Genomic DNA, 17,496 nt, shown 5'->3' on the forward strand with positions numbered 1-17,496 from the left:
TAGATTTTTATCTAAATAAGCTGAACGCGCTTATAAAGCGTTACAAGACATCAAAAAATGCCAATACTCGACAGAGATAGTAAAAGACTAGCTAACTCGGGGATTCTTTGTCTTTTTTTTCTGCTTAGTAAATTTCTTAAACATTTGCAGCGTAGGTTAGTTGCAATTAAAAGCGGCTTAATCTTGCTTGTCAAGCGTTTAAAACATAAAAAACGCCAATATTTTAAAGCGGATAATAACCACGGGGCTTCTTTTGCCTTTTTTTATTTGGTAAATTTCTTAAATATTTATGGCTAAACGACAATCGTCATCCCTAAGTATCCCGCTGCTTGTTAGCGGCTAAGATACCGCGGCAGTATGACGGTTAAGTGGGGTGTCATCCCAGTGTCAGCTACTCGGATGACAGGAGAAGGAGGCTACTTGCATGACACCATTCTTTTTTCTGGATCCGAGTAATCAGGGCACTGGGATGACAAGAAGAGGGCACTGCCGTCATAAAGGAACCAGCGTCAGCTACTCGGATGACAACAAAGAGCTACTTGGATAACAAGAAATATAGGTACTGGAATTGTAAAGAGTTTGCAAATATTAGTTATTACCTGTAGGATATAAAGAAATTAGTAAGGATTTTAATGGGAATAATATGCCATCTGTTACTTTTATTTTACCTGATGGGAGTAAGAAAAGCTATGAAGCTGCAGAGGGAGAAACTCTGCTCAATTTAGCCCACAGAAGTGATCCAGATCTGCTTGAAGGTGCATGTGAAGGTTCTCTTGCTTGCTCTACATGCCATGTAATTGTTGATCCAAAGTTTTATAATGCTGTAGAAATACATAACCCTATATCTGATGAGGAAAATGATATGTTAGACCTAGCTTTCGGCTTAACAGAGACGTCGAGGCTTGGATGCCAAATAAAAATCACAAAAGATATCGACGGCTTGTGTGTAACCATACCAAGGGGTACAAGAAACATATCATTAGATAAACAGGGGAATCATGCGTAAGATTTTTATCTATATTATCATCTCTTTACTTTTGTTTATTCCTGTAGCGTATAGTGGTTTTTGGTATTTTTCTGCATGTAAGGTAAAAAATCTTTTAGCTGAAACAATACTATACATTAACGACGAAAAATTTGATATTTCACATGATTTTAGTGGATTTCCTTCTAACCTAATTTTTCGTGTGACAAACCCAAAATTTTCCAATGAGCAATTAACCATCTCATCTGATGCTTTATTGATAAAAAATAGATTGTTTGATAAATCAGTATATATCTACATACCAAGCAATGAAGTCAACATTGCTGTTCATGATGATGAGAAAAAGAATATAAAATGCCACACAAACGATAGCAGCCACTTTGTTGTTAGACTAAACGATTTACCATCTTCATTGCGATTCAACAAAAATAGTACCGTGATAGACTATATAGATACACTTCGTTACGAAGATTATGGATTAAAATGTGATGTTTTAGAAAATCAGCAAAGTGTTATAACTGAAGTGAATGATAAAAGCAATTACATTCAATTTCACCTCGATAAAGAACCAAGTGGAAATACTAAACTAGGATTTGATTTTTATACTTATCGGTATAAAAATACTGCAAGTCCTGAAAGTTACCTTAGTATCGACACTAAATTTGATTACGAATTTGTAAACCACATCTCAGCTTCCAGAATTAATTTCAACATAGAGAAATTTTTAATTCAAAGTAATAATTTTTCTCTTGCTGCAGATGGTGGAGTGCGAAATTATAATTTGGTTACGTCTTCATTTAAAGACAAAATCAACGTGGCTATATCAAATTATAAAGAATTAATCTCGTTTATGATTGGTGACTCAAAAACTTCAGATGCGTTTGAAAAATTAATGTCTTCCTTATCAGAAAAAACAACTGATGATGGCATTCAATTTTCAATAAAGTACGATGATGATGTAGGGTCAAGCTTTATTGGAAAGTTATCCACCACTGATTTTATGAACCAGCTCAGTAAAATAACCCAATTAATCAAGGATGAGAGCAGTAGTTAGTTTACTTTTCATATTGATATTCCACTCAGGCGTAAACGCTTTTACTCTGGATAATAAACTCAGAGATAAAAGCATGGAAAAACGAGCAACAAGTTTATTTGAAATAATAAGGTGTCCAATATGTTCTGGCGAATCATTGTCTGAATCTGGATCTCAGATCGCGTATGATATGCGAGAAGCAATTCGTAAAAAAATCAATGATGGATACACAGATGAAGAGATAATCTCAGAGTTAAAAAATTCTTACGGCAATTCAATTATAATCGTACCGCCTATAAAATCTAGCACTTACATTTTGTGGTTTATTCCACTTACAACTCTGCTTATTGGGTGTTTTTTAATACAAAGATACATCAGTACAACCACTTAAATCTTTTATATATAGCTAAAGTGACTTAGGTTCTCTAATTGCACATAAGTCAACAATAATTTTCACACAAATCAAAACAGCATATCTTCTCCATAATCCTTGGTAATTTTACATAAGTTAAAAGTAGCATATGGTTCTCTCCGCGGTCTGAGATGACAATAAATTTGTCAAGCCGCATTATACTTGTTAGGCGGAAGTGGACGGCAACATGTTTACCACGAAGTCTAACTAAGTTCTTGCTTGTCCCTTCCATCGGCATTGCTATCTTTATTTTCAATAAAATTATTGTCCTATGCTCTTTTGATGTTTATTGATAATAAAATTCTGTTTTATCAACCAACATCCTATGCATAATTACAGCTAATTTTCTTGCTACTGCTACAATTGCTTTTTTCATTCCTTTTTTCTTTGCAACCCCAGTTTTTTAATTTAAATGTCCTCTTGGTAACTGTAAGCATTGTTTGTGCAGCTTCATATAACATACTTCTACATTCCGCTGGTCCCATCTTTGATATGCTGCCATGCCGATCAACTTCTCCAGAAGAATATTGCCTTGGTGTCAACCCTATATACCCCAGTTGCGGATTAGCCAACGAAGTAAAGCTTAGAAATGCAGCGGCTGCATGGAATATGAAACAAGCGTAGAAAAAATGTGTACCAAAAAATTTATCGGTGATCTGTGGCGAGTATGCTCAATCTCAAATTTGTTTTTCAGAGAGCCAAAAACTGTCTCAATAATCGATCTTTTTCTTAACAAAATCTTCTCATTTAGCACCATTAATGAGTTTTTCATACCCTTTTTATACTGGTTACAAGCTTTAACCCTCTATCGAATAATTCGTGAAAAAGATCTTTTTTGATATATCCTTTATCTCCAAACAATAATCCAGTCAATTTCTTAGTTAAATTTGGCACAGGTATCAACGTTGCCTTTTATCACCGTAACCCCTTGAATTTCGCCAGTTTCATTGATTACTAGATGTACCGAAAAACCACCCATAAGTAGTCTTTCCAATCTTTGCCAACCCTTTGAAAACTTTGTTTCTCGAGGTCCTTTTTGGATGGCAAACAGCGATAGATGTTGCATCTATGTACGAAATCCCTGTCACTTTTGACTGTTCGCAAAACCATTGCATTAAGAGCGCTAAATACCATAAAACCCGCGATTTTAACCTGATAAACCTACTATAGGATGGCAATTTTGGAAACGCTGATTCGTATAATAATTTCAAATAATGCACATAGAAATTTTTAAAATTGTCGCACTTGATATAGCAATATTATGGTAAAAATCTCTGAATGCGTAATCTCTGGCGTCCTGGTTGGTTTTTTGCCACTTGGTAGAAGTTTTTCTGCAAAATTTTCATCGACTGTATTGCAAAAATCATCGACTATACAAAAGATTTCTGTTACTTTTTCTTTCATTGGTAACCTCCTATTTTAGGAATGAATATCAAATACCTCGGAGTTTACCCTATTTCCTTACCTTTTCTATTTTTTCTAATTTACAACTGGGGTTAGCAGTGTTGTGAGAATGGTTGAAAGCGCAAAAGAAAACCTCTCGGAAGTTAAAAATATACTGGTCGATGCAGGTTATACAGGAGAAAATTTTGCAACTAAAATAAAAACGATTATTGGAGCAACTGTAGAAGTAATAAAACGAAGTGAATTACATTCCTTTGCTGTATTGCCACAAAGATGGGTTGTAGAGCGATCTTTCGCTTGGTTAGAAAAATGCAGACGATTGTGGAAAAATTGCGAGCGAAAACTTAACACTGGCCTACAAATGGTCGTTCTTTCCTTCATTTCTCTTCTATTGAGAAGATTTTAAACAGGTTCTAAATCTTTATTTTAAAAATGTCATATTGACCACCGGTACCTGAAAATACTATTCCAATTGATCAGAGCTATCCATTTCCTTAATTTTTGTAACGTTGTCATAGGAGTACTATAACTTTAGTATCAACTATGTTTTATTGTTTTTGCATCTAAAAAAATTTAGCTTATTCAAGCAGCATTTTGCCTTTTTTTGGATGTAGGGATTTTTTAGGAATTGTCTTCTTGAATTCTATGGTATTTTGTTTAACATTGAAACAAGATTCCAGTGTCAGCTACTTGCATGACATTGTTGGTTAATGTTTTATGGCTTTACGATAGCTATGCAACTTATCTTAAAAGCAATATAGTGTTTACTATACAATGAATCAAAGATAGTAAGTAAAGTCTATGGAATTTCAAATCGCTACACATTTTCAACCGGCTGGGGATCAACCACAGGCAATCGATAGCTTAATTGCAGGGCTAAATAGCAATAAAAGAGATCAGGTTTTGCTTGGAGTTACTGGTTCTGGGAAAACTTTTACTATGGCAAATGTTATTGCAAGGACAAACAGGCCTGCATTAATTATGGCACACAATAAAACTTTAGCAGCACAGCTTTATGAGGAAATGAAAGGATTGTTTCCCCATAATGCTGTTGAATACTTCATTTCTTATTATGATTATTATCAACCCGAAGCCTATTTACCACAAACTGATACTTATATCGAAAAAGATTCTGCAATTAACGAAAGAATTGAGATGCTGCGTTATTCCACCGTCTGCTCCCTTTTGGAGCGCAGGGATACGATCGTAGTTGCCAGTGTTTCCTGCATATACGGTCTTGGTTCGCCTGAGAGCTACCGCAGCATGATCATACCGCTTAGTGTTGGAAATAAAATTCGTATTAATGATTTCCTGAGCAACTTAACTGATCTTCAATACAAGCGCTCTGATGCCAGGTTTGAGAGAGGATATTTCAGAGTGCGCGGCGATATTGTTGATATATTTCCTTCCCATTATGAAAATAAAGCTTGGCGTTTATCGTTATTTGGCGATGAAATAGAAGAAATTTCTGAAGTTGATGCTATAACGGGCAATGTTACCAAAGGCGTAAATAAAATCACCATTTTTCCAAATAGCTATTACATAACCCCACGTGAGGCTTTGTTGCAGGCAATTGAACTAGTCAAAAAAGAGCTGCATGAACGCTTGGATTATTACTATTCACAGAAAAAAATTGTTGAAGCAAAGCGCCTCGAGCAACGCACTAATTTTGATATCGAAATGATGAGAACAACAGGAATATGTAAAGGTATTGAAAATTATTCGCGTTATCTCTATGGAATGGAAGCTGGGGATCCACCACCTACTTTGTTTGAATATTTACCCAAAGACGTAATTTTATTTGTTGATGAGAGTCATGTCACCGTTCCTCAGGTTGGTGCGATGTACAGTGGTAATGAGGCGCGTAAAAAGAAATTGATCGACTATGGCTTCAGGCTCCCTTCCGCTTTTGATAATCGTCCATTAAAATTTGAAGAGTGGGAGGGAGTTAGGCCGCAGACTGTTTACATTTCATCCACTCCCGGAAAGTATGAGTTGGCAAAGACCAGTAATGTATTTATAGAGCAAGTTATTCGTCCAACAGGGCTTACAGACCCAATCTGCATTGTAAAACCAATAGAGAGTCAAATTGATGATGTAATTCATGAGGCACAAGTGACAATAGGGAAGGGATTTTGTGTTTTAATCACTACATTGACGAAAAAAATGGCTGAAAATTTAGCTGAATATATGAGTGAATTGAATATGAGAGTGAGTTATTTGCATTCTGATATTGCTGCGCTGGAGAGAATAGAAATTATATACAAATTGAGATCTAAAGAAATCGATGTTTTAGTAGGTGTTAACTTGCTGAGGGAAGGTCTTGATATTCCAGAGTGTGGGTTGGTTGCAATTTTGGATGCTGATAAAGAAGGATTTTTGCGATCAGAAACTTCATTAATTCAAACGATCGGTCGTGCTGCGCGTAATGCTGAAGGTAGAGTAATTTTGTATGCAGATAAAATCACTGGTTCTCTGAACCGTGCATTAAGAGAGACCGAAAGAAGAAGAAAAAAACAAGAAGAACATAATATATTGCACAATATTATCCCGAAGACTATAATAAAACCTATATCAAACACCTTACAAGAGAGGGCAATAGCAGAACCGAAAGTAAATACTAATAAGGATGATTTGAGAAAGCAAATGATAGAGCATGCTGAAAATTTAGAGTTCGAAGAAGCAGCAAGAATAAAAAAATTATTGCAAGGTTAAGTAATATATGATGCTATGGGCATAGTATAAAAATGTAAATAATTTTATTGATATCTTTATATTAATACTTTTTAAATATTTAGTACGGTGCAATATCTGCAATGGACAAGAAAAACTAACACCAGTGCTTTCAGGGTCAAAGACTTTGGCCCCAACCCTAATAAACCATTTAGGTGGTTAAGATATATCTAAAAACCTAAATTTATTTCCCCAAAGCTTCTCACGTACGCTCTACAGAATGTGAGTTTACCTGTTGCACACTACACTCTGTAACCTTTAAAGGGGCACTTCCCTTATGTTGTACAACAGGAGAAGCAGGCGATCCCATAGAAGAAAAACCACTATCTCTATTAGAGTTATCAGGTGACGATAATTGTGCTTCTGCAAGTCGCCGTAACTGTGATTCTTTACTCTCACATAGAAATCTGCTTAGCTCCCTTTTCCCCGAAAGAGTACGCGTCAAATATAAATGCCACTCCTCCCCAGGGGAGAAATAGTTGGAGTTTAGCTTCTTTCGCTCCTCAGGAGAAAGAAATGGGCGTAGTTCCTCTCTCTGATCAGGATTAAGACGTTGTTGCCACTCTGGTCCACCTTCATGCATAGGAGAAGTCACCGCTGAGGATGGATTGCTTCTTGCTCTTATTCTAGCTGGGAATGAAGAAAATGGCTTAGACACAGGTGGTTTTTCAGTTACAGGAGTTTCAGGAGTACTTCGCGTTGTATCACGCCCTACATCATGTCGCTTAAGGTTTACGCCATATTGCTTCTTAAAAAGTGAAGAGAGCAATTTTTTTATTTTTTGAAGACCACCCCCATGTTTCTTCTCCGGAGATTTACTATCTTGTGACTTTGCTTTAGAACACTCATCACTACTTTTTCGATCACTTTCATCAGTAACTTGCTGTTTTTCAGATTCCTCATTAGAAACCTCAAGATTTAAGAATGTTGAATCATCCCATGCTATAGGAGGAGGAGTCAATGATGGCCTATATCTCACTTGCTGATCCCGAATCTCTATTGGCATACTTTCATCTCGTTTATCTATGTACGTGCATGAACTGGATGGCATGTCCGTTTGCTGAGAAGAAGTACTAGCCTGACCTATCTCTCCCCCCAGCACCCCCGAAAAGGCTTTGTTTCTTCCTCTTTTTCTGACCATTGCCTGGAAGGCCCATCTAATGCTCCATCGGGACTCCGACCCCGCTTGGGAAACTTCTGTGTCGGTGATGACAATTCAGTTAAGCCAGAACTTGGACCACCACTTGAAGAACCAGAATCCTTAGGTTTCGGAGGTGAATTACTATCATAACCACTATCTCTGTCTCTTTGGTTGGGCGGTGTTCTTAGTCCACTCGGTCCTGCATGTGTAGGAGAATTGAGTGGAGAATTTACTGTTGAAGAGGATCGACTCGAGCCACGTCTCCTAAAATTTCCAGGATCAACTGCAAATTCAAAACGTTTGTTTTCTTTATTATATGTAATTGCAGACTCCATAATTTTAGGAAGTAACTGAGCAATTCCTTTATCAGAGAAAGCGTAAATTGGGTTTTCACAACTGTTAATATCTGGATCTGCTGTCTTGCCTCCGATATCACTCATAAGATTTTTATATTCCATATTAATTTTGTACACATCCTTACGCTTTAAAAATTCAAGCTGATCATCACACGCTTTTGTTAAAGGTATAAGAACAAAATTATTGCTACTCCCTATTTTTCCTTCATCTGCAAAAATATCATATCCATAAGCATTAATTGGTTTTCCTGTCCATTTAAAAATAAAACCGCCAAGAACATCCTTAAAATTCTCAACTTTAGAATCTTCTGTGCCTGGAGTTCTAAAATCAAGCGCTACTCGCCCCCTCTCATATTCTGCTACACTCCTGACTACCTTATCGCTAATGTTTTTAATATACAACATATCATCTTTATATTCATAAAAGTCTGAACTCTCAAGTCCACACTCCCTTAATCTTGAGTTAAACTCTTTAATATACTCCCCTTTAAGTAATTCAAAAGTCTCTGAATCATACCCCTCCTTCCTCAAATACTCGTCGCTAAAAACAATACAGTATAGATAAGAAGAAGACTTACCTGTTGCTGCTATTCCAAAAGTTTTTCCTACCCATTCATGCGCTTTTTCCTCCGCTATTCCTACTGCTTTTTGTAAACGTGCAACCAGTTTCAATATTACAGCCCTCCTAAACTCATTAACTAAATGAATCTTCAAGTTATGGATTACTTCACGATTTACAGAATCTGCAAGCTTTACTTCCATTACACCTTTTATGTCACTTTTTTTCTTGCTAGGATTAGCACCTAAAACAAATGGAAAGTAATTTAAGTTATAATATTTACGTGCTACCTCACTTCCACTACTGTAGTGCTGCTTTATTATTTCCTCTCCTATTCTATGTAGATATTCTGCTACGTCAGTGTCATCAGCAAATAACCCAACAATCTTGTTACCTTTTACAGTAAAATTAGTATTAACCCTTTCACAAAAATAATTATTTAAGTTAAATGCATTAACCAGCTTTTCTGTAGAACTACTCATAACTCCCCCCATTAAAATGTTTACTAAATAACATTACTTGCTTTTTCCTTTATCTTTACTACTACCGGCACTAGTAGCACTACTACTACCCAGTTGTGTATTAGGCTTACTGCTTTCACTTTGTTGCTCGTAGTTTTTATACTTATCAGGACCAATCCACTCAACCTTTTTATGTGAAGGCCACTTATTACCATACATATTATCCTCTAGTAAAAATATTATGTAACTAGTATACTAAAAACAAAATTAAGTGCAAGCACTTTTTTATATTTTTTTTAAAATTTTTATTCACTCTTTTTTCATAATCTAGTTTCTAGATTCCAGCGTCACGCGCTGGGATGACAAGACCTTTTCTTGTCGCCTTAGTAGCCATTCTAACATAGAATGTCATCCCAGTGCCCAGAACTGGGATCCAGTGTTCTTTATCATACAAGTAGCTAACACTAGCTATCTCAATGGTGTATTACCATTTCCTCTTGCTGCAGGTTCCTCAAGTACATCAGTAAATTTTGACTTAGGATTTTCTTTAGCATCACTTGCAGAACTACGCTGATCAGCACTAGATTTTCCATTATCAGTAGTTCCTGATGAAACTTGAAAATGACCAATTGGATAATCGTGCTTAACATCAGCTTGGGCATTCCCTTGAGCAACTTTTTCTCTAAGTTTAGCAAAAGGGTCATCTGTTTTATGCTCATCAGTAGACTTGGATTCTTTTCCACTAATACTGCTAGACTTATCAGCAGACGTGGTTCCTCTTCCATTAGCGCTTTCACTTGCATCCCTGCTGCGACCAGTAGATGCTCCTATACTTACAAAATCAGCTATTCTCCCTCTCACCACGGGCTCCTTCTCCTGAACTTTCGGTGGACACACCTCTTTCTTCGGTTCCTCCTGCTTCGCTTTTTTCTCTTCTTCCGCTTTTGGTTTTTGTACCTTACTATCCTCATTATTTATAACTTGTTTATATGAAAGGTCTATCGGAATTTTTAGAGATTCCGGTAAAAGATTTTGCTCTTGTTTGCCCAGAGGAGTTGGCCTTGGAGATCCAGATGAAAAATTAAAAAGGGAAACTGGCACTTTAGGCTTTTCTCTTTCATCTACCTTGATTTCTACGTCTTTACGAACTTCTTTAGTTGCTTCTAATGATGTTTTTTCTGCTTTTTTATCTTCTTTTTCTGTAGATGCCGCTACCGCAGCCGCCAACTCAACTCCAAACATCTCTGCGAACATTGTAACAATCCATCCGACAACGGCCATTTGTAACCTGAGTTTCAGATATTGCAATGCAGTTAATCTTTCTAACGCCCTTGCAAACTCTTCTTCTGATAACTCACCACTGCCCAATTTCTCCTGCAATTCTTTTATCTCTTTGTCCAACCTCTGATTGAAACTTAAATCGCGTGCAAAAATCTTCTTGATTAACTCCTTAAGCTTACCACGCAAAAACTTAATTATCGAAAGAAGCCAATTTTTTTCTTTCTTCTCCTTGAGCATTTGGTAGATTTTCGGATCATCTACATCTACTTCAAAGAGGTTAAAGAGAGATTCAAAGAAATTCCAGAAATCTCCGAGTACTCTTCCTTTTTCACCAGTGAAGTAATCCTCAACATCACCTTCTCCGATACGTAGCTCTGCTTGAGATGAGATTTCATCGATACAACTAGAAGCCTGACGCTCACACTCGAGCCTTCTGAGAAAATCTTGTCTGGTGAGCTCCTCTATGGCTGCTTTTAGTTCATTTAACTTCTGCTCTGCAGAGAAATCTTGCTCCCTGATTTTTCCTTGGAAGATTGAGCTACCGTTTCCGTTATTATCTGAAAAATTTTCCATTATTTTTGCCTCCTCAATAAAATTAATGCCTTTGTCGTTACCTGAAAAGCTTTCCACCATTTTTACTTCCTTCATAAAACTTAATAATTTAATTCTACAGTACTAAATATTTAAGAACTATTAATGTAAAGATGTCAATAAAATTATTTACATTTTTACACTATATATATTATATCATGTGCTATTTAACCTTTCAATAATATTTTTATTTTTACTGCTTCTTCAAACTCTAGCATGCGCTTTCCTTAAATTATCCTTATTAATATTTGCTTTTGCCTCTATCCCACTTTTTCTTGTAAAGTATTTGATATAGATTTTATTATACTCTTTGGCATAACATTTGCAACATACTTTATCTGTAAATGGAAATTGTTATACTTGCAGCTAGACACAATTTGAAATAATTTACACTATAAAGTTAAGGAACGAGATCCCAGTGTCACGCACTGGGATGACAGCAGTCCTACGTCATACCGCGATTCATTCGCGGTATAGATTCCGCTAACAAGTAGCGGAATGACGAATTTTTGTTTTTCAAATTATCGTAAGTCACTTTAGCTATATCAGAGCAATAGAGGCAGTGCGTAGAGGAGCTCACCAGACAAGATTTTCTCAGAAGGCTCGAGTGTGAGCGTCAGGCTTCTAGTTGTATCGATGAAATCTCATCTCAAGCAGAGCTACGTATCGGAGAAGGTGATGTTGAGGATTACTTCACTGGTGAAAAAGGAAGAGTACTCGGAGATTTCTGGAATTTCTTTGAATCTCTCTTTAACCTCTTTGAAGTAGATGTAGATGATCCGAAAATCTACCAAATGCTCAAGGAGAAGAAAGAAAAAAATTGGCTTCTTTCGATAATTAAGTTTTTGCGTGGTAAGCTTAAGGAGTTAATCAAGAAGATTTTTGCACGCGATTTAAGTTTCAATCAGAGGTTGGACAAAGAGATAAAAGAATTGCAGGAGAAATTGGGCAGTGGTGAGTTATCAGAAGAAGAGTTTGCAAGGGCGTTAGAAAGATTAACTGCATTGCAATATCTGAAACTCAGGTTACAAATGGCCGTTGTCGGATGGATTGTTACAATGTTCGCAGAGATGTTTGGAGTTGAGTTGGCGGCTGCGGTAGCGGCATCTACAGAAAAAGAAGATAAAAAAGCAGAAAAAACATCATTAGAAGCAACTAAAGAAGTTCGTAAAGACGTAGAAATCAAGGTAGATGAAAGAGAAAAGCCTAAAGTGCCAGTTTCCCTTTTTAATTTTTCATCTGGATCTCCAAGGCCAACTCCTCTGGGCAAACAAGAGCAAAATCTTTTACCGGAATCTCTAAAAATTCCGATAGACCTTTCATATAAACAAGTTATAAATAATGAGGATAGTAAGGTACAAAAACCAAAAGCGGAAGAAGAGAAAAAAGCGAAGCAGGAGGAACCGAAGAAAGAGGTGTGTCCACCGAAAGTTCAGGAGAAGGAGCCCGTGGTGAGAGGGAGAATAGCTGATTTTGTAAGTATAGGAGCATCTACTGGTCGCAGCAGGGATGCAAGTGAAAGCGCTAATGGAAGAGGAACCACGTCTGCTGATAAGTCTAGCAGTATTAGTGGAAAAGAATCCAAGTCTACTGATGAGCATAAAACAGATGACCCTTTTGCTAAACTTAGAGAAAAAGTTGCTCAAGGGAATGCCCAAGCTGATGTTAAGCACGATTATCCAATTGGTCATTTTCAAGTTTCATCAGGAACTACTGATAATGGAAAATCTAGTGCTGATCAGCGTAGTTCTGCAAGTGATGCTAAAGAAAATCCTAAGTCAAAATTTACTGATGTACTTGAGGAACCTGCAGCAAGAGGAAATGGTAATACACCATTGAGATAGCTAGTGTTAGCTACTTGTATGATAAAGAACACTGGATCCCAGTTCTGGGCACTGGGATGACATTCTATGTTAGAATGGCTACTAAGGCGACAAGAAAAGGTCTTGTCATCCCAGCGCGTGACGCTGGAATCTAGAAACTAGATTATGAAAAAAGAGTGAATAAAAATTTTAAAAAAAATATAAAAAAGTGCTTGCACTTAATTTTGTTTTTAGTATACTAGTTACATAATATTTTTACTAGAGGATAATATGTATGGTAATAAGTGGCCTTCACATAAAAAGGTTGAGTGGATTGGTCCTGATAAGTATAAAAACTACGAGCAACAAAGTGAAAGCAGTAAGCCTAATACACAACTGGGTAGTAGTAGTGCTACTAGTGCCGGTAGTAGTAAAGATAAAGGAAAAAGCAAGTAATGTTATTTAGTAAACATTTTAATGGGGGGAGTTATGAGTAGTTCTACAGAAAAGCTGGTTAATGCATTTAACTTAAATAATTATTTTTGTGAAAGGGTTAATACTAATTTTACTGTAAAAGGTAACAAGATTGTTGGGTTATTTGCTGATGACACTGACGTAGCAGAATATCTACATAGAATAGGAGAGGAAATAATAAAGCAGCACTACAGTAGTGGAAGTGAGGTAGCACGTAAATATTATAACTTAAATTACTTTCCATTTGTTTTAGGTGCTAATCCTAGCAAGAAAAAAAGTGACATAAAAGGTGTAATGGAAGTAAAGCTTGCAGATTCTGTAAATCGTGAAGTAATCCATAACTTGAAGATTCATTTAGTTAATGAGTTTAGGAGGGCTGTAATATTGAAACTGGTTGCACGTTTACAAAAAGCAGTAGGAATAGCGGAGGAAAAAGCGCATGAATGGGTAGGAAAAACTTTTGGAATAGCAGCAACAGGTAAGTCTTCTTCTTATCTATACTGTATTGTTTTTAGCGACGAGTATTTGAGGAAGGAGGGGTATGATTCAGAGACTTTTGAATTACTTAAAGGGGAGTATATTAAAGAGTTTAACTCAAGATTAAGGGAGTGTGGACTTGAGAGTTCAGACTTTTATGAATATAAAGATGATATGTTGTATATTAAAAACATTAGCGATAAGGTAGTCAGGAGTGTAGCAGAATATGAGAGGGGGCGAGTAGCGCTTGATTTTAGAACTCCAGGCACAGAAGATTCTAAAGTTGAGAATTTTAAGGATGTTCTTGGCGGTTTTATTTTTAAATGGACAGGAAAACCAATTAATGCTTATGGATATGATATTTTTGCAGATGAAGGAAAAATAGGGAGTAGCAATAATTTTGTTCTTATACCTTTAACAAAAGCGTGTGATGATCAGCTTGAATTTTTAAAGCGTAAGGATGTGTACAAAATTAATATGGAATATAAAAATCTTATGAGTGATATCGGAGGCAAGACAGCAGATCCAGATATTAACAGTTGTGAAAACCCAATTTACGCTTTCTCTGATAAAGGAATTGCTCAGTTACTTCCTAAAATTATGGAGTCTGCAATTACATATAATAAAGAAAACAAACGTTTTGAATTTGCAGTTGATCCTGGAAATTTTAGGAGACGTGGCTCGAGTCGATCCTCTTCAACAGTAAATTCTCCACTCAATTCTCCTACACATGCAGGACCGAGTGGACTAAGAACACCGCCCAACCAAAGAGACAGAGATAGTGGTTATGATAGTAATTCACCTCCGAAACCTAAGGATTCTGGTTCTTCAAGTGGTGGTCCAAGTTCTGGCTTAACTGAATTGTCATCACCGACACAGAAGTTTCCCAAGCGGGGTCGGAGTCCCGATGGAGCATTAGATGGGCCTTCCAGGCAATGGTCAGAAAAAGAGGAAGAAACAAAGCCTTTTCGGGGGTGCTGGGGGGAGAGATAGGTCAGGCTAGTACTTCTTCTCAGCAAACGGACATGCCATCCAGTTCATGCACGTACATAGATAAACGAGATGAAAGTATGCCAATAGAGATTCGGGATCAGCAAGTGAGATATAGGCCATCATTGACTCCTCCTCCTATAGCATGGGATGATTCAACATTCTTAAATCTTGAGGTTTCTAATGAGGAATCTGAAAAACAGCAAGTTACTGATGAAAGTGATCGAAAAAGTAGTGATGAGTGTTCTAAAGCAAAGTCACAAAAGCAAGAACGTGATTCGGTGTATTCAAGTGCAAGTACTCCTGAGGGTTCTGTAAGTAAAAAACCATCTTTAAGTAATCCACCCTCAGGAGTGACTTCTCCTGTTACTGAACCAGATGATGGCGGATTTCTCAATAGACCAAAAATACGAGCATTACGTTCTAAAACGAATGGTGGTATTCCAGAACCCTTGCCACAAGATGCCGTAAGCAAGCCAAATGTGCCCGGGGACCGTAGTTCTAAAATTTCTGTAGATAGTGGTTTAGGGTCGCTTGAGCGGTCACAGTCACTGCCACTTACTGAAAAGTCTAGTGGTTCATCTCAGCGGAAACAAAATATATTGAAGCAATTTTTTAGTGCGTTCCTTTCTGATAAGGGTAAAACAACAAAAGATATTCTGTTTGATGAGGAAACATTCTCACGTTTTTCTTTTGGAATGCAGAAGGTACTATCTTTATCTCTTTCTTGTGATATGGTAAGTAATCTATGCCGATTTTTTCCTATTAATGAACATGAGGAGCTAATAGTATTAGCTCGTTCTGGAAAAGTGAAGAAATCACGAAGTCCTGAGGAGATTGAGCAACTATTCTCATCTTTTTCTCGTGAGGAGAAGGAAATATGCTCACTTCTTTTTTTTCCTGAGAAGCAAAACGAAATGTGTGAAAATCTTTCTCCTACCGCAAAGGAGCAAGTGGACTTATTTTGGACGATCCCTGATGAACGAGGAATTAGTGGTAACGCTTCTACAAGTTCTAAAGATAGTGGTGTTTCTTTAGGATCGTCTTCACAAAAATCGACTAGTGATACTGGAAGTGATGAAGATGGACTAGAAGCTAGTGGTGGGTCGTCAGTCTCATCGAACTCCAGTACTTCCACTGTTAGAACTAAAATGGATGCTACTAAGATCGAGCAATACTTGCAGGAGAAAAAAGTTAACAGCCGTACCTAATCCACTGCTCTCAGCCACCTAAGTGTTTTATTAGCTGACCCTGAGAGCACTGGTGTTAGTTTTCCTTGTCCATTGTAAGTATTGCATGGTACTATCCACTTGATCATCGTGGCGAGCTTCTGGGAACATTAAAATTTCGTACTCGAAATCGCTGAGCCATACTGCTTGCTGTGGCAAAAAAAACCTACCAGACTCTATCACCGGAACAATTTTGAGTGAGTTTGTCATTGTGTGGAATTATTTCGATAATCGGTAGATCGCTATTTGCCTTTAGCTCTTGTGTTAATTGTTGACCACTCGTTTTTGCTTCGATCAAAATTGCGTGTGGTGCCCATCTTGCAGCTAGTGACAGAACTTGCTCTTTAAGCTTTGGATACTCAAGCTTTGCTCGATATACATCAAGTAGATAGAATTTATTATCTATTTTTGCCCAGGTGGTGCAGATGCTAAAGTCGCTGGAATCGTTTGTTGAAACTGCAGTGTCCCAGCTTTGAGTTACATGTGAGGGATTATCAGGGAAATTTTTATAGCGCTTTAACCACTCTTGTTTTATTATACCGCTTGAAAGCGGCAGGGGGTTTTGTTGGTATTGAGCAGCAAAAGCGTAACTCCCGAGTTCAACTTTTATCATCTCAACTTCTTCTCTTCCTCCCTCCAGGGGATATAATAACTCATTCTCTTCTCTTGAGTATAATACTCTTGCAGGTAGTGTCATTCCAGCACTTGATGCTGGAATCCAGTCTTTTGCGGTTGAATTTTCTGGATCCCAGTGTCTGGGCACTGGGATGACAGGAGGGGGGTTGGAATGACACCAGTATGGTTATTAATTGAATAAATAACCTCCTTATTTTCAGAAATCATTGGCAAACAAATGTGATGCCATATGTTTTTTGGCTTAGATAAGAGGTGCCCAGTTAAGTCTTCCAGGTGGGGCCTATGCATCACAAGCACAATTACTCCTTTTTTTCTATCGTTGAGTCTCGTTACTAAAGTCTGATCGAACCAGTTTGTGGCACGTTTTCTAAATGTTTCACTCAAAGCTTGAGCAGGGTTAAGCGGATCATCCACAATAATAAAGTCACCACCTTTACCGGTTAATGTTCCTCCAACTGATGTTGCGATTCTGTATCCTCTCTGCACTGTTTGGAATTTATATTTAGTGTTCTGGTCTTTGGATAGTTCTACCTCTGGAAATAGTTCTTTATACCAATCAGATTGCATTATGCACCTGGTATCGAGCGAATGTTTTTCACTAAGCAACTTAGAATAACTTGCAACTATTATTCTTGCAGTTGGCTGATTTCCCAGTATCCATGCGGGCCACGCAACACTCATACATATGGACTTCATTGAACGCGGAGGCATATTGAATATTATGCGCCTTACTTCGCCAGCATTCGCTGCTTCCAGCCTGTCTGCTATGACTTTTATGTACTGATAATCATTATACTCACATCCCTGCACCACCGTTTGAAAGCACAGTTCAATGAATTTTAGAAAATTTATATTATCCATATGTGTATTTTAGTGAATGGAATGTAGACTTTAATAGTTTTGATTTGTCTTGTAAGATTGAGGTGTTACAA

14 protein-coding genes and 3 pseudogenes are annotated in these 17,496 nt (G+C 37.2%); 10 read left to right on the forward strand and 7 right to left on the reverse strand.

The genetic code is table 11. From position 1 onward, the window contains the following. The first annotated feature begins 424 nt into the window (after positions 1–424). From ACEL90_RS02445 to ACEL90_RS02460, 4 genes are all read left to right on the forward strand, one after another. The gene (locus ACEL90_RS02445) at positions 425–547 is read left to right on the forward strand and encodes a hypothetical protein (RefSeq protein ID WP_007549233.1); all 123 of its coding nucleotides are present in this window, start codon (positions 425–427) and stop codon (positions 545–547) included. A gap of 96 nt (positions 548–643) precedes the next feature. Next, on the forward strand, positions 644–1,006 hold the full coding sequence (locus ACEL90_RS02450; RefSeq protein WP_077188202.1) for a ferredoxin family 2Fe-2S iron-sulfur cluster binding protein: 363 nt from the start codon (positions 644–646) through the stop codon (positions 1,004–1,006). Further along, positions 999–2,039: a hypothetical protein gene (locus ACEL90_RS02455; RefSeq protein WP_213863054.1), complete on the forward strand. Its 1,041-nt coding sequence runs from the start codon at positions 999–1,001 to the stop codon at positions 2,037–2,039. Before ACEL90_RS02450 ends, ACEL90_RS02455 begins: the two co-directional genes overlap by 8 nt. Further along, entirely contained in the window at positions 2,023–2,409 is a 387-nt protein-coding gene (locus ACEL90_RS02460) for a cytochrome c-type biogenesis protein (protein WP_423349195.1), read from the forward strand. Before ACEL90_RS02455 ends, ACEL90_RS02460 begins: the two co-directional genes overlap by 17 nt. Before the next feature lie 344 nt (positions 2,410–2,753). Here ACEL90_RS02460 and ACEL90_RS02465 read toward each other — a convergent pair whose 3' ends face one another. Together ACEL90_RS02465 and ACEL90_RS02470 are read right to left on the reverse strand one after the other, a co-directional pair. Continuing rightward, positions 2,754–3,002, reverse strand: a complete 249-nt coding sequence (locus ACEL90_RS02465; protein ID WP_423349196.1) for a transposase — start codon at positions 3,000–3,002, stop codon at positions 2,754–2,756. Continuing rightward, positions 2,995–3,834: pseudogene (locus tag ACEL90_RS02470) on the reverse strand (IS982 family transposase). The gene ACEL90_RS02465 and the pseudogene ACEL90_RS02470 overlap by 8 nt, the downstream one beginning before the upstream one ends. Before the next feature lie 127 nt (positions 3,835–3,961). Between ACEL90_RS02470 and ACEL90_RS02475 the strand changes: the two are divergent. Continuing rightward, a pseudogene (locus ACEL90_RS02475) lies at positions 3,962–4,240 on the forward strand (transposase); the annotation flags it as partial. Positions 4,241–4,635: 395 nt separating this feature from the next. Next, positions 4,636–6,549, forward strand: coding sequence for an excinuclease ABC subunit UvrB (uvrB, locus tag ACEL90_RS02480; protein WP_423349197.1), 1,914 nt, complete (start codon positions 4,636–4,638; stop codon positions 6,547–6,549). Between the two features lie 220 nt (positions 6,550–6,769). On the opposite strand, the gene ACEL90_RS02485 is transcribed toward uvrB, so the two are convergent. From ACEL90_RS02485 to ACEL90_RS02500, 4 genes are all read right to left on the reverse strand, one after another. After that, positions 6,770–7,708, reverse strand: coding sequence for a hypothetical protein (locus tag ACEL90_RS02485; RefSeq protein WP_423349198.1), 939 nt, complete (start codon positions 7,706–7,708; stop codon positions 6,770–6,772). After that, positions 7,651–9,105, reverse strand: a complete 1,455-nt coding sequence (locus ACEL90_RS02490) for a hypothetical protein (protein WP_423349199.1) — start codon at positions 9,103–9,105, stop codon at positions 7,651–7,653. Before ACEL90_RS02490 ends, ACEL90_RS02485 begins: the two co-directional genes overlap by 58 nt. Before the next feature lie 33 nt (positions 9,106–9,138). Beyond that, positions 9,139–9,303, reverse strand: coding sequence for a hypothetical protein (locus tag ACEL90_RS02495; protein WP_423349200.1), 165 nt, complete (start codon positions 9,301–9,303; stop codon positions 9,139–9,141). 249 nt (positions 9,304–9,552) lie between these two features. Further along, a complete protein-coding gene (locus tag ACEL90_RS02500; RefSeq protein ID WP_425589823.1) occupies positions 9,553–10,998 on the reverse strand; it encodes a hypothetical protein in 1,446 nt (481 codons plus the stop codon). A 752-nt stretch (positions 10,999–11,750) separates the two neighbouring features. Here ACEL90_RS02500 and ACEL90_RS02505 point away from each other — a divergent pair. The 4 genes from ACEL90_RS02505 (at position 11,751) to ACEL90_RS02520 (ending at position 15,910) form a co-directional block, all read left to right on the forward strand. Then, positions 11,751–12,800 carry a hypothetical protein gene (locus tag ACEL90_RS02505; RefSeq protein ID WP_423349202.1) on the forward strand — a complete coding sequence of 350 codons (1,050 nt, stop codon included), beginning with the start codon at positions 11,751–11,753 and terminating at the stop codon, positions 12,798–12,800. A 249-nt stretch (positions 12,801–13,049) separates the two neighbouring features. After that, positions 13,050–13,214, forward strand: a complete 165-nt coding sequence (locus ACEL90_RS02510; RefSeq protein WP_423349200.1) for a hypothetical protein — start codon at positions 13,050–13,052, stop codon at positions 13,212–13,214. Between the two features lie 33 nt (positions 13,215–13,247). Continuing rightward, complete coding sequence (locus ACEL90_RS02515; RefSeq protein WP_423349199.1) at positions 13,248–14,702, forward strand: hypothetical protein; 1,455 nt, start codon at positions 13,248–13,250, stop codon at positions 14,700–14,702. Beyond that, the gene (locus ACEL90_RS02520) at positions 14,645–15,910 is read left to right on the forward strand and encodes a hypothetical protein (protein WP_423349203.1); all 1,266 of its coding nucleotides are present in this window, start codon (positions 14,645–14,647) and stop codon (positions 15,908–15,910) included. The genes ACEL90_RS02515 and ACEL90_RS02520 overlap by 58 nt, the downstream gene beginning before the upstream one ends. Positions 15,911–15,940: 30 nt before the next feature. On the opposite strand, the pseudogene terL reads toward ACEL90_RS02520, so the two are convergent. Then, positions 15,941–17,425, reverse strand: a pseudogene (gene terL, locus ACEL90_RS02525) (phage terminase large subunit). Between the last annotated feature and the right edge of the window lie 71 nt (positions 17,426–17,496).

Source organism: Wolbachia sp. wLmal, assembly GCF_049435495.1.
GTDB classification, from domain to species: Bacteria; Pseudomonadota; Alphaproteobacteria; order Rickettsiales; family Anaplasmataceae; genus Wolbachia; species Wolbachia pipientis.